This window comes from Microcystis sp. LE19-8.1F (assembly GCF_027531715.1).
Taxonomy (GTDB): domain Bacteria; phylum Cyanobacteriota; class Cyanobacteriia; order Cyanobacteriales; family Microcystaceae; genus Microcystis; species Microcystis wesenbergii_A.
The window spans coordinates 1-14,355 of sequence record NZ_JAPZSO010000133.1; the positions used below are offsets into that span (position 1 = coordinate 1).

Annotated in this window: 9 protein-coding genes and 1 pseudogene; 8 read left to right on the plus strand and 2 right to left on the minus strand. The window is 43.3% G+C overall.

What is annotated here, in order from left to right; translation table 11 throughout:
- Nucleotides 1-160 (plus strand): annotated as a pseudogene (locus tag O9334_RS13050) (GDP-mannose 4,6-dehydratase); the annotation flags it as partial.
- A gap of 12 nt (nt 161-172) precedes the next feature.
- Complete coding sequence (locus O9334_RS13055) at nt 173-1,111, plus strand: GDP-L-fucose synthase family protein (RefSeq protein WP_190381681.1); 939 nt, start codon at nt 173-175, stop codon at nt 1,109-1,111.
- 53 nt (nt 1,112-1,164) lie between these two features.
- On the opposite strand, the gene O9334_RS13060 is transcribed toward O9334_RS13055, so the two are convergent.
- Nucleotides 1,165-1,842, minus strand: a complete 678-nt coding sequence (locus O9334_RS13060; RefSeq protein ID WP_288000478.1) for a hypothetical protein — start codon at nt 1,840-1,842, stop codon at nt 1,165-1,167.
- 455 nt (nt 1,843-2,297) lie between these two features.
- Here O9334_RS13060 and O9334_RS13065 point away from each other — a divergent pair, with 455 nt between their 5' ends.
- Together O9334_RS13065 and O9334_RS13070 are read left to right on the plus strand one after the other, a co-directional pair.
- Nucleotides 2,298-3,482 carry an ATP-grasp domain-containing protein gene (locus O9334_RS13065; RefSeq protein WP_288000480.1) on the plus strand — a complete coding sequence of 395 codons (1,185 nt, stop codon included), beginning with the start codon at nt 2,298-2,300 and terminating at the stop codon, nt 3,480-3,482.
- A gap of 30 nt (nt 3,483-3,512) precedes the next feature.
- Nucleotides 3,513-4,400 (plus strand): succinate--CoA ligase subunit alpha, encoded by an 888-nt coding sequence (locus tag O9334_RS13070; RefSeq protein ID WP_288000482.1) that lies wholly within the window; start codon nt 3,513-3,515, stop codon nt 4,398-4,400.
- Between the two features lie 317 nt (nt 4,401-4,717).
- Here O9334_RS13070 and O9334_RS13075 read toward each other — a convergent pair whose 3' ends face one another.
- A complete protein-coding gene (locus O9334_RS13075) occupies nt 4,718-5,410 on the minus strand; it encodes a class I SAM-dependent methyltransferase (RefSeq protein WP_045361924.1) in 693 nt (230 codons plus the stop codon).
- Between the two features lie 500 nt (nt 5,411-5,910).
- Here O9334_RS13075 and O9334_RS13080 point away from each other — a divergent pair, with 500 nt between their 5' ends.
- The 4 genes from O9334_RS13080 to gltB all read left to right on the plus strand — a co-directional run bounded on the left by O9334_RS13080 (nt 5,911) and on the right by gltB (nt 14,305).
- Nucleotides 5,911-6,834 carry a glycosyltransferase family 2 protein gene (locus O9334_RS13080; protein ID WP_045361921.1) on the plus strand — a complete coding sequence of 308 codons (924 nt, stop codon included), beginning with the start codon at nt 5,911-5,913 and terminating at the stop codon, nt 6,832-6,834.
- 325 nt (nt 6,835-7,159) lie between these two features.
- On the plus strand, nt 7,160-8,923 hold the full coding sequence (locus O9334_RS13085; RefSeq protein ID WP_190380832.1) for a hypothetical protein: 1,764 nt from the start codon (nt 7,160-7,162) through the stop codon (nt 8,921-8,923).
- Nucleotides 8,924-9,168: 245 nt separating this feature from the next.
- Nucleotides 9,169-9,336 (plus strand): hypothetical protein, encoded by a 168-nt coding sequence (locus tag O9334_RS23175; protein ID WP_190380833.1) that lies wholly within the window; start codon nt 9,169-9,171, stop codon nt 9,334-9,336.
- A 364-nt stretch (nt 9,337-9,700) separates the two neighbouring features.
- Nucleotides 9,701-14,305, plus strand: a complete 4,605-nt coding sequence (gltB, locus tag O9334_RS13095; RefSeq protein WP_288000483.1) for a glutamate synthase large subunit — start codon at nt 9,701-9,703, stop codon at nt 14,303-14,305.
- The last annotated feature ends 50 nt before the right edge of the window (nt 14,306-14,355 follow it).

The following is a 14,355-nucleotide window of genomic DNA, read 5'->3' on the forward strand; positions in this document are numbered from 1 at the left end:
AGGCTGGCAGCCGTCGGTAACGTTCGAGGGACTGGTAAAATTAATGGTAGATGCGGATTTAGCGGCTTTGGGGATTAATCTTAATAACGGTGGTGATAGCGGACAGTTATTAAAAGATTTGGCTTATCTTCGCAATCGTTCAATGACAACTGTGGATTAAAGAGGTAAAAATATGCTGAATTTAAGCGAACAAAGAATCGTCGTCACCGGGGGGGCCGGATTTTTAGGTCGGCAAGTAGTTAATCAATTAATTGCAGCAGGGGCAAATCCCGAAAAAATTACAATTCCTCGGTCCAAAGATTGTGATTTAAGAGTTTGGGAAAACTGTCAACGTTTAGCCGACGAAGAAGATTTAATTATCCATTTGGCGGCCCATGTGGGAGGCATCGGTCTCAATCGGGAAAAACCCGCAGAATTATTCTATGATAATTTGATGATGGGAACCCAATTAATTCACGCTGCCTATCTAGCAGGAGTGCAAAAATTTGTCTGTGTGGGGACAATTTGTGCCTATCCAAAATTTACTCCAGTACCTTTCCATGAAGACGATTTATGGTCAGGATATCCCGAAGAAACCAATGCGCCTTATGGTATCGCTAAAAAGGCTTTATTGGTACAATTAGAGTCTTATCGTTTGCAGTATGGTTTCAACGGAATTTATCTTTTACCGGTGAATTTATACGGGCCGGAGGATAATTTTGATCCGGGTAGTTCCCATGTAATTCCTGCTTTAATTCGCAAGGTTTATGAGGCACAACAACGGGGAGATAAACAACTTCCTGTCTGGGGAGATGGTAGTCCAACCCGGGAGTTTCTCTACTCCACCGATGCAGCACGAGGCATTGTCATGGCCAGCCAATTCTATAATGAATCAGACCCGGTTAATCTTGGTACAAATTATGAGATTTCTATCAAAGATTTAGTCGAATTAATCTGTGATTTAATGGGTTTTGATGGCGAAATTGTTTGGGAAATAGATAAACCGAATGGTCAACCGCGACGCTGTTTAGATACAACCCGCGCTAGGGAAAAATTCGGTTTTGTTGCCCAAATGGAATTTAAAGAAGGTTTGCGAAAAACCATTGAATGGTATCGGCAAAACGCCGCTTAGTCCAGATAGCTGGTGTGTTAGATAAATAACTAACACACCAGATTTTTTTAAGGTTACTGACCGGTAAAATCAGAACGAAGGGTTAATTTTAAATCTTCTTTGGGGTTAATTGACAATAATTCCACCGATTCTCCTCGTAATAACCAACCGGCTAATACTTCTAATCCCCCTCCTCGTAATAATCCCTCGCTAACCGGTTGGTCAGAAGTAAAAGAAGCGAGGACAGAAGCGGCCGATTTTCCTAATACTGCACCCTGAATAATTTTATCGGGGTTAACTCCTTTAATTATCCTTTCTAGACGAGTGAAAACTGCCGAAATAGCATCAATAGATTTTTCTTGGGGTTGACGGGTTTTTAAAAAGATTTTTTGGGATAAAAAACGCGAACCTTGACCATCGGGTTTAATTTCTCCGATAATCTGACTACCATCAGGAATAATTGTCTGTCCCTGGGAGTTTTTGATATTATCGGTGACGGTCAGAGATAAAGAAAAAGTTTCTTGTTTGGTTAAAAGAATTTTTTCCCCTTGCTCGTATTTTACAGGGATGTCCGTCCCGGCAGGAATTAATTGATCATTCCCCAAAGGAATTGGTTTAATCGGGTTAATTGGGGCGAATTGACGTGCGATCGCAGGAGTCAAGGAAAGGGAGACCACAACGAAAGAAGCACTTAAAAGCATTGTTAATAGGGTCTGAGGATGATGACGACCCTGCTTTTGAAAATTTAGCATCTTACCCTTGAGTTTCCTAGTGGGAGGGAATTAAAAATAGAGACGAAAGCGGAAAAAAGTTTGTTTCCAAGCAAGAAAATGCGGTAAAAAGGGGAATTTTAGCAAAAAATAACTGAGATTTCCTACTAATTGCCAGTTATTAGTTTATTTGGTCTATTAAAACGCCAAAACTCTTGATTTGTCCGCAGTTCTTAGTTTGGCACGGTTAATGGAGAACAAGAACTATTTATGGGAAAATTATAGGTTCAATCCTATCAAAAAAAAAATCACCCGATCGAATTAACTTCAATTTTTGCGATCGAGATTGACTTCACTACAGATCCCCCATCCCTATAAACCAAGAATATTCTCCCTGATCACCCGTGAACTGGATGCTGTTGCTAAAATAATCTTCATAGTCCCCAAGCTACCGAAACGAGCAAAGAGAGAATCGCCACTTTATCAATTAATCAATTATGGATTTACTCGAATACCAAGCCAAGGAAATATTTGCTCAAGTCGGCATCCCCATTTTACCTTCCCAACCAATCCACGAACCGGGGGGACTAAAAAGATTAAACATTCCCTATCCGATCGTGCTGAAGTCCCAGGTACGCACGGGAGGCCGGGGAAAAGCAGGAGGAGTAAGATTTGTCGCTAATACCATTGATGCGATCGCTGCTGCCCATGCTATCTTTCATTTACCGATCGCCGGAGAATATCCAGAGGTAATCTTAGCAGAAGCCCGGTATAATCCGCAACAGGAGATATTTTTAGCCATTTTACTCGATTATCATCTGCAAAGACCAGTTTTACTGGGTGCGAGTCAAGGGGGGATGGATGTGGACAGTTTACTGGCAACCATGCAAAAAGTGGTCATCGAAGCGAGATTTTCCCCCTATCTCTGTCGGCAATTAGCCGTATCTATGGGTTTAAGAGGGTCTTTGATCGAGTCTATCAGTCAAATTCTCGAAAAAATGTATAGTCTCTTTGTCAGCAAAGATCTCGATATTATCGAGATTAATCCCCTGGGTATCAACGAAGCCGGGGAAGTGATGGCCCTAGATGGCAAAATAAGTGTTAATGATGCCGCTTTAGCTAGACATCTCGATCTCCTAGCTTTGACCCCACCCCAATTACAATCCCCTTGGTCGATAATTGATCAAACCGGCCGAATAGCGATGATCAGTAATGGCCAGGGTTTGATGTCCACTGTCTGGGATGCCTTAGCCAGCAAAGGGGCAAAACTGGCGGCATGGCTTATACTGGAGGAAAGACTAGAATTAGAGCAATTAAACGAGCAAATAGAGGCCGGTCTGCAACAATTCCAACTATTGCCTAATTTAAAAGTGGTTATCGTTGATATTATCAGTTATCCCGACTTTGGCCAAAAAGCGATCGAGAGTATTAGCAATTACTACCGCAGTTATAGCCCATTATCACCCGGCCGGGGCAGCGGCGAAAGAACGATCCGGGCCACCCGACAGGAAAGACAAACCTTGGAACCCCGATCTTTTCTCAATCCCACCCCACCACAAATAATTTTTCGCGTCCTAGCTGACAGCAAAGCGATCGATCTCAGTCAGAGTTTAGCTGATGTTAACTTTCATTGGTTAGAGTCTTTAGAAGAGGTGGTCACTGCAGCAATTAAATTAGCCTAGATAACTGAAACAACTCCCAACACTTAATATATGAAATGGACAGATAAAGATCAGATAATTATGCAAGGGATCGATCGACCCCTAGGCAAATATTATGCGGCACGATTGAAAGCTCAGGGAACCTGTTTGGTAGCGGGGGTGGCTAGTGGCCCCGGTGGTGAGATAATCGCAGAGATACCAGTGTTTGATCTAGTGGCCGAGGCCGTTGCTGAAGCCGGAGAAATCCAAACCAGTTTAATTTTAGTCCCCCCCAATCAAGTCCTAGATGCGGCCTTAGAAGCGATCGCATCAGGTATTCCCCAATTAATTATCGTCACCCCCGGAGTTCCCCCCTTGGATCTGGTGGAATTATTAAAGATAGCTAGTACCACCGGGACATTAATTCTCGGACCCGGCAGCCAAGGTGTAATTATTCCCAATTATCTTTGGTTGGGTATTTGTGAACCGAACTTTTATCAATCAGGGACAATCGGTCTGATCACACGCGGCGATCGCATAGGGGATGAGGTGGCGAAAACTTTAACAGCAGCGGGGTATGGTGAATCTATGGCGGTAAATTTGGGTACTGATGGCATTATTGGCTCCAATTTGTCCCAATGGTTGCAGGTTTTTGAGGAAGATGACAATACCGAGGCGATTCTCCTCGTCAGTCAGGTGGGAGGAAAGGCCGAAATCGAGGCAGCCAAATATATTGCCTCGGCGATCGAAAAACCGGTGATTGCCTATCTTGTGGGATTAAATGCAGCGATTGAAACCAATTTCGGCGATACAGAAACAATTATTTCTAACCAACTTTCCTACTCTGTTGCCGCTAAGAATACCAGAAAAGATAGCTTACGTCATTTTCAAGAAGCTGGGGTGACAGTGGTGGAAAAATTGGCCGATTTACCCGCCTGTTTAGGGAAAGTCTTGTCCTGAATTTGTCCCCATTGCCTCAATAGTAAGCCGTTGACTACCTAAATTACTCGTTAAGACTGCACTGGAGTTGGGGGTACTGGAACTATCGAGGATATGGTTATATATTTTTCAGCTTACTAGCCGCCCTCTTTTCCTTCCCCCCTTATCCCGAACTGACGTTAATCATTAATCATTAATCAGTGCCAAGAAAGAAGATCAAAGGGCAGGTCTAACTCTGCCCTTTATTATCGGAAAAAGTCCCTTCTTTTCGTCTTTTTTTGATAACTTATTTTCTGTTTGTGGCCAGGAATAGATTTGTGGTTTTAGGACTGACAGCCTTAGTTAACTAAAACGCAGAGATTAGACACTAAGCCCAGAAATTTCGGCTTATACCAGTGGAGAGTAACTTTTAAACCATTAATTCGGGCAGCTTGTTCAATAATACGGGCAAATTCATCTTCCGCAAGCAAGCGCAGATTTTTTTCACTAGCCCAAAACTTCATCCCAATTAAGTTTAAGACAGCGCGATGCCAACTTCTCGGCAGCCAGTGCAAGAGGGGCAAGCGCGTATGAAATTCTAGCCAGTGGTAGCGATTAGGAGTGGTGATAAATAAGCGGGGACATAATCGCAGCAGGCTGCTGACGTATTCAATCTGCGATTGTTCATTGCCGACGTGTTCGATAACCGCCGATGAGATGATATAGTCAATTCCTTCTACTTGGGAAGGTGTGGGAGGCCAATCAAGGACAACTAATCCGGGGAAAAATGCCGCTAAATGGCTAATTTCTTCGGGAGAACAGGCATAAACCTTAGCATCATCTTCCAGCAACCAGCGGATAAAGCAGTTACTCGCTTGTCTGGTGGTTTCCGGTGTGGAACCATGGTCTAAAAATTTTTTTCCCCTCACACCATCCACGGCATTCTCTAAAAAATCATACATTTTGCGGCGCATTTGCAGGGTGGTCTTGCCGTGAAGTTTCGCCAGGGGGCGGTTTTTGTCAAAATAATCGATGCCTAATTTTTCTACCATGAATCTATTCCTTAATTTTTTTTGAAGGACTTGACAACTGTTCAATATACACTGATATACTGGATAGGTACAAAAAGTTCTGAAGGGTTGAGGACTTGATAGCTGTTCAGCATAGATTGAATATACTACCTAGACACAGCCAGAAAGTTCTGGGCGGTTGAGGAAAAGTTTTGCTTGAGTTCCTCTGGCCTTTGACTAGATATGATTATGTACCTAAGCAAAACTAATTACACATCTAAGCCGCTACTGGTGTCAGACTTCGGCTTTCTCTAGTTCGAACGCTTTTTATGTCTGTAACCAGTAAATATTGATCAGTAATCGGTAACCAGTAATCAGTGAAAAGACAGTCGGACTAATGATAACTGATGGCTGTCGACCGTCTACCGTCTGGACTAGGAAATTGATTTAGCCCGATTACTTATGGTTAACTCTGACGAGGATATCTCTGAAGAAAGCAATCATAATGAGCCGCTCAACTAATAACAATTCACCTAGAAATAATGGAAAGCAGTACAAAACTGGAGAGTCAATTATCGTCAAGTTCAGCAAGAAAGAAGATCAGTGATGCTTTTTCTATTGTCATTCCCGTCTACAATGAGGAAAAGGGTATTACTCCGACTTTAGAACTTCTCCAAGAACAACTAAAACTCTCTAATTGTACCTATGAGATTGTGGTGGTTAATGATGGTTCTAAGGATCGAACGGGTGAAATCTTGCGAGAACTTCAGGAATTGATGACATTTAGGGTAATCGAACATCCCAGAAATCGTGGCTATGGTGCGGCGCTAAAAACGGGAATTAGACAGGCTAAATATGGGGCAATCGTGATTACGGATGGGGATGGAACCTATCCTAACGAAAGAATTCCCCAATTAGTTGCCCTGCTAGAGAATGCCGATATGGTGGTCGGGGCGCGCACTGGTGCTAATGTCGTTTATCCAACAATTCGCAAAATTCCTAAGTGGTTTCTTGTCCGTTTTGCCGAATGGATTACCAATAGTCGCATTCTGGATCTTAATAGTGGCTTACGGGTTTTTCGTAAGAGCGTGGTAGAGAGATTTTTTACTATCTTACCCGATACTTTTAGTTTTACCACTACGATTACCCTAGCCATGTTAACTAATGGTTATTTAGTCCATTATGAACCGATTGACTATTTTGCTCGCCAAGGCAACAGTAAAATTAAGCCTATCCGCGATACTTTGCGCTTTGTCCAGTTAATCCTCAGGGTGGGAATGTATTTTGCACCACTTCGGGTTTTTCTACCGATTTCTGGGTTTTTTTTCCTTTGGTTTTTATTTACCTTAATTCAAGATCTTGTTGTTTATCAAGATCTCACAGAAAGAACTATACTGCTATTAATAGCGACAACCCAAACAGGAATGTTTGCTCTTTTAGCAGACATGATTGATAAACGAACTTGATAATAAATATCGGGATAGTCAGCATTTTTTGTGACAATTTGGTTAAGTACACCAGCCATAATAAGTAAAGTTATAGTAGAAATTAAATGTCAAGTCGTGTGGAAAATTTTTGCCAATTATTTTGACTTTAATTTGTTTAATTAAACTATTCTTAACGAGAACCAGTGAAATAGTGGACTCTCCCACTGATACTCACTACAGGCGAAATAAACACCCCAGTAACTCAAAACAGTTATGCTTGTCCTTATTTATAGTGGATATTGCTTGTTAAAATCGCACTTTGTTTGAGAGAATTTTAACCTGTTATCCCAATCTGAAAAACATTATGCTAATTTCTTTTATCCATAGATGGTTAACTGGCCCCACCGAAAAATTCTTCAGTGCCAGAAATTTATTTTGGTTCAGTTTAAGTTTAATTTTTGCAATAATTAACATTATTGTTTTGGTAAAAGCTGGTTTTAATAGTGAATATGCTATCCAAGAAGATGCCAGATTTCATGTAACTTGGCTATTGCGTTTTTGGCAATCATCTCTATTCCCTCAAGATTTTATAGGTGACTACTTTTTATCATCTCTACCAGCCGGCTATACTGCACTTTATCGTACCTTTGCTAGTCTAGGAATCAACCCCATCCTTTTGAGTAAATTGTTGCCTATCCCCTTGCTTTTGCTGACAACAAGCTATGGCTTTGTTTTAGCACGACAGTTGTTACCTGTGCCAGCAGTGGGATTTATTTTTACCGTTTTACTCAATCAAAAAATTACCGGGGTCTTACTGTCTGGTAGTACACCAAGAGCTTTTGGTCCTTTACTATTTTTAGCATTTTTATACTATCTACTACGCCGCTCTTTCTGGCCTTGCTTAGTGACTATTGTCCTGCAAGGTTTATTTTATCCACCCTATCTTCTTGTAAGTGGTGGAATTCTGGTTTTAAGATTATTACGTTGGCGAAAAGGATGGCCGCATCCGTCCCTAGAGCCAAGTAATTTTCTTTTATGCGGTGCAGGATTAGTTGTCACTTTTTTGGTGCTTTTACCATATGTTTTGAGTTCTTCCGAATATGGACCAATGATTACGGTCGCACAGGCTAAAAGTTGGCCACAGTTTCAGACCAGAGGTTCAGTAGTGTTTTTTGGTCAAAACTGGTGGAATTACTGGTTTGCTAGTAGAAATAGTCGCAGTAGTTTACAACTTAATTGGCTTTTTTCTAGTCAAATTTTATTCTTAGGCTTATTCTTACCGATTTTACTACGCTATCCATCTCGTTTTCCTTTAGCCAATCGGGTTACTTCTGCCACTACAATTCTGAGCCAAATCATTTTTGTATCTTTATTTCTATTCTTTTTAGCCCATGCCTTGCTATTCAAGCTTTATCTTCCCAGTCGCTATGCCCACTCACTTTTGTATGTTATTTGTCTGGCTAGTGCCATGACTTTAATTATAGTTGTAGATGCTTTTATTTGCTTCCTAGAAAAATGGGTATCTCAGGGTAATAATAAAAACCAAAAACTCCAGAATAAAAAACAAATATTAGCTCAGGTAATTGTATTACTCCTAGCCATAATTTTTCTACTCTATCCCAGTCGTTTTTTAAATCTCACCTCTACTCATGGTTATAACTATGGAATGGAAAAAGAACTATATCAGTTTTTGGCACAACAACCAAAAGATATACTAATTGCTTCCCTGTCCAACGAAGCATCTAATTTACCAAGCTTTGCCCAACGTTCAGTTTTAGCTGCCCCCAAATTTGATGTTCCTTATGAGCTAGGCTATTACAATCAGTTTCGTTCACGAGTAACTGATTCTATTAACTCTCAATATAGCGATAATTTAGAAGTAGTCAAAACTTTTATCAATAAGTATGGAATAGATTTTTGGTTATTAGACAAGGGGTCTTTAACTTCTGATTATGTTCGTAACAATTCTTGGCTAAAACAGTTTCAGCCTGCCACCGAAGAAGCTTTACAAAAGTTAGAACAAGGTTCTGTTCCTGTCCTTACTAATCTCAAGGAACAATGCACGGTTTTTGAGAATGAAAAATTGCTGTTATTGGAAGCAAAATGTATTCTTCAATCTTCTTTGTGATTCAGGACTATTGCGTTCTAAATGCTATGATATCTATTGAAGTAAAGGCAAATAAAATAAATGACTGAAATAGCTATTACAGCGTTTCTCAGATTGTGCTTCACCTTGACGAGAAAGGCTGTAGAAGGAGTGCCAGATTACAGGCGAAACAGTTATGCTTATCCTTATTTATAGTGGATATTACTTGTCAAAATTGCCCTTAGTTTTAGAGAATCTTAACCTTTTATCCCAATCTAAAAAACATCATGCTAATTTCTTTTCTCCATAGATGGTTAACTGGCCCGACAGAAAAACTTTTCAGTTCCAGAAATTTATCAGGAATTTCTCCAGGAAGTATTGCCAGAGTTACAGGTGTAAGTTGGTCATGGTTACAAAATTACGCCAACAATAAATTGGTGGCTGTCCCCCGTTAAGTAAAGGTTTGTTGAAAAATCAAAAGGCCAATTAGTTATAGAGTGTGATCAAATGTGGTCTTTGGTTTATTGTAAGAAGATAAAGGTGTATATTTGGCTGGCAATGGATAGAACAGGGAAATTTAGATGTTTCACCCCCATCCTGCCTAGGGGATTTTCGATGACAATTCCTGAGAGCTACTATATCATGGTAGATCACCTGTGATTCCTCAGACCGGCCAAGATAAAGATGGCAACAGGCAAAAATTAGGAAAAATCAGCGACAATCGAAACGGCAAGATCAAAAAAAATTCTCTTCTAGATTGACCCTTTCAGCAGACCAACTATCCCACCCTTCTAGACAACGACCGTAAGGATAACTTCTATGGCGCAACAAAATAACCCAAAAACCGACAATATACACCAAATCGATCCCTATTGGGGTCCCCGATGGCTCGTAGAGGAACGGGACGCTTGCGGAGTCGGTTTTATTGCCGATGTGCGCGGTTCTGGCAGCCATCAACTGATTGAACAGGCCCTTTTAGCCTTAGGTTGTTTGGAACACCGGGGAGGCTGCAGCGCCGATCAGGATTCCGGTGACGGTTCCGGTATGATGACCGCTATCCCCAGGTATATCCTCGCTCCTTGGTTTGCCGAAAATGGCTTAAATATGCCAGAATCTGAGCGACTAGGGGTGGGTATGGTCTTTCTTCCCCAAGCGGTCCAAGAACGCGCCGACGCTAAAGCACACATCGAAGAAATTGTCAATAAATATAATATTAAGATTTTAGGTTGGCGCGCTGTTCCCGTCCGTCCCGAAGTCCTCGGAAGACAAGCAAGGGAAAATCAACCCTACGTCGAGCAAATTCTGGTGACTTCCCCCGATTTAGCCGGTTCTCAATTCGATCGCCTACTCTATATTGCCCGTTCTGAAGTCGGTAAGCAACTGGCCGATGATTTCTATTTCTGCTCCTTTTCCTGTCGCACCATTGTCTATAAAGGCATGGTACGGGGCGAAATCCTGCGAGAATTTTATCTAGACCTGCAAAATACCGCCTATAGCAGTCAATTTGCTATTTATCACCGTCGTTTTAGCACCAATACCCAACCGAAATGGCCCCTCGCTCAACCGATGCGCTTATTGGGTCATAACGGCGAAATTAACACCCTTTTGGGCAATATTAACTGGATGTCGGCCCGGGAACCCGCTTTAGAAACGGAAGGTTGGACCCACGAAGAATTACAATCCCTGACTCCCATTGTTAACCCCGCTAACAGCGACTCCTATAACCTCGATAGCGCCCTAGAATTATTGGTGAGAACCGGTCGCAGTCCCCTAGAAGCAGCTATGATCCTAGTGCCGGAGGCCTACAATAATCAGCCGGATTTACAGGATTATCCCGAAATTATCGACTTCTACGAATACTATAGCGGTTTACAGGAACCCTGGGACGGTCCGGCTTTACTGGTATTCAGTGACGGGGGAATCGTCGGCGCTTGTTTGGATCGCAACGGTTTGCGACCGGCCCGTTATAGCATTACTAACAACGGTTATATCGTCGTTTCCTCGGAAGCGGGAACTATTCCCCTCGATGAAACCACCATTATCGAAAAAGGTCGTCTCGGCCCCGGTCAAATGCTCGCGGTGGATCTGGAAAAAGGCGAAATTAAGCGTAATTGGCCGATTAAACAGGAAATTGCCCGAGCTAATCCCTACGGTGAATGGGTTAAATCCCAACGCACCTTTATTGACAAAGAAACAGCGATCGACATTCCCGCTCCTAGTCATCTCCTTCCCCGGCAAACCGCTTTCGGTTATACTGCCGAAGATGTGGATATGATTATCGTTCCCATGGCAGAACAGGGAAAAGAACCGACTTTCTGTATGGGTGATGACACTCCCCTAGCGGTCCTCTCCAGTAAACCCCATCTTCTCTACGATTACTTTAAACAACGTTTTGCCCAAGTTACTAACCCCCCCATCGATCCCTTACGGGAAAGTTTAGTCATGTCCTTGACTATGTATCTGGGACGACGGGGCAATATACTTAAATTAGGGGTTGATGACGCACATTTACTGAAATTAGACTCTCCCCTGCTCAATAATGCGGAATTAGCCAAAGTTAAAACCTCTAGCTACAAAACAGCCGAACTTTCTACCCTTTATGATCTGACCACCGGACCGCAGGGATTAGAAACCGCGATCGCTGATTTATGCGCTGAGGCCGCCAAGAAAGTAGCATCGGGAGCAGAAATTTTAATTCTCAGTGACAGAACTGCTCCTATTGACGAAAAAACTAGCTATATTCCCCCTTTATTGGCCGTTGGTGCCGTCCATCATCACCTGATTCGCTCACACTTGCGTTTAAAAGCTTCGATCGTGATCGACACGGCCCAATGTTGGAGTACCCATCACTTCGCTTGTCTAATTGGTTATGGCGCTTCCGCAGTCTGTCCCTATCTGGCCCTAGAAACGATCGCCCAGTGGTGGATCGAGCCAAAAACTCAGAAATTGATGGAAAATGGCAAATTAGAAGCTATTAGCCTCGAAAAAGCCCTAATTAATTACCGCAAATCCGTAGAAGCGGGATTACTGAAAATCCTCTCGAAAATGGGTATTTCTCTCCTATCTTCCTACCATGGGGCGCAAATTTTTGAGGCGATCGGATTATCGGCAGATTTAGTTAAACTAGCTTTTAACGGTACTACCAGTCGCGTCGGGGGTTTAAGCATTGCTGAGGTGGCCCAAGAAGCGATCGCATTCCATAGTAAAGCTTTCCCCAATCTTACCGCTAAAAAACTAGAAAACTACGGTTTTGTCAACTACCGTCCGGGGGGAGAATACCACATGAATTCCCCGGAAATGGCGAAAGCACTCCATAAAGCCGTGGCCGCTCACTCCCAAGGTGAAGGATATGACCATTACGAAACCTATCGTCAAATCTTGCAGCAAAGACCTGTCACTGCATTGCGCGATCTATTAGAATTTAACAGCGATCGAGCCTCAATTGCCATCGAAGCAGTAGAATCGATCGAAAGTATCCTGCAACGCTTCTGCACAGGGGGAATGTCCCTCGGTGCCTTGGGCCGGGAAGCACACGAAACCCTAGCGATCGCCATGAATCGTATCGGAGGTAAGTCCAATTCTGGAGAAGGGGGAGAAGATCCGATCCGTTACACCAGCTTAAGCGATGTGGATGCAGAAGGACATTCCGTGACTATGCCCCATCTAAACGGCTTAAAAAACGGTGATACGGCTAATTCTGCCATTAAACAGATAGCTTCGGGCCGTTTTGGAGTCACTCCCGAATACTTAATGAGTGGAAAACAGCTAGAGATTAAAATGGCCCAAGGAGCAAAACCGGGAGAAGGAGGTCAATTACCCGGGAAAAAAGTCAGTTCCTATATTGCCATGTTACGGCGATCGAAACCGGGAGTAACTTTGATTTCTCCCCCTCCTCACCACGATATCTACTCGATCGAAGATTTAGCGCAATTAATCTACGATTTACACCAAATTAACCCCCGGGCCAAAGTTTCCGTCAAATTAGTGGCCGAGATCGGTATCGGCACAATTGCGGCCGGAGTTGCCAAAGCTAACGCTGATATTATCCAGATTTCCGGTCACGATGGTGGTACAGGTGCATCACCCCTAAGTTCGATCAAACACGCGGGTAGTCCCTGGGAATTGGGAGTGACGGAAGTGCATCGGATGTTAATGGAAAATCAACTGCGTCATCGGGTGATTTTGCGTGCAGATGGGGGACTGAAAACCGGTTGGGATATCCTCATGGCTGCTCTCATGGGTGCGGAGGAATTCGGTTTTGGTTCCATTTCCATGATTGCCGAGGGGTGTATCATGGCCCGCGTCTGTCACACGAATAATTGCCCTGTGGGAGTCGCTACTCAGCAGGAACGTCTGCGCGCTCGTTTTCCTGGAATTCCCGCTCATCTGGTCAATTTCTTTACTTTGGTGGCTGAGGAAACGCGGCAATTATTGGCGAAATTAGGCTATCACAGTTTAAATGAGGTGATTGGCCGGGCAGATCTGTTAAAAGTGCGCTCCGATGCTCGTTTAACTAAGACAGAATCCCTCAATCTCGATTGTTTGTTGAATTTACCCGATGGCCGTAGCGATCGCTCTTGGTTGCAGCACGAGGAAGTACATAGTAACGGTGCTGTTCTCGATGACGATATTCTAGCCGATAGCGAGATTAAACAGGCGATCGAGCAACAGGGAACCGTCAGCAAAACCTACAGGATTGTCAATACCGATCGCTCTGTCGGGGCGAGAATTGCGGGGGTAATTGCCCAAAAATACGGTAATGATGGCTTTGAAGGCGAAATTAAGCTCAATTTCCAGGGTGCGGCCGGTCAAAGTTTCGGAGCCTTTAATTTACCCGGTGTCAATCTCCATTTAGAGGGAGAAGCTAACGATTATGTGGGTAAAGGCATCTACGGCGGCGAAATTGTCATCGTACCGCCCCAAAACGCCAATTATCAGCCCGAAGATAACGCTATTATCGGTAATACCTGTCTCTACGGGGCTACCGGTGGGGTATTATACGTTAATGGTCGCGCTGGTGAACGCTTTGCTGTTCGCAATTCCACCGGGAAAGCAGTTATCGAAGGGGCCGGGGATCACCTCTGTGAATACATGACCGGGGGGGTAATTGTCGTGCTTGGTTCCGTCGGTCGCAACGTCGGCGCCGGGATGACAGGAGGATTAGCTTATATCCTTGATCCGTCCCTACCGGAGAAACTTAACCCCGAAATTGTCAAGATTCAACGGGTTGCCACGGCTGCCGGTGCGGAACAGTTAAAATCTTTAATTGAGGCCCATGTAGAACGCACTAATAGCCCCAAAGGTAAGTTAATTTTAGCTAATTGGGATAGCTATCTCGGTCAATTCTGGCAAGTAGTCCCTCCCTCGGAAGCGGATAGTCCCGAAGCGCAAATTAGCGCGGAGAAAACCTTAACTTCGGTGTAATTTCCTCGGGGTGCGTTACTCTTGGTTAACGCACCCATTGATTAATTTCT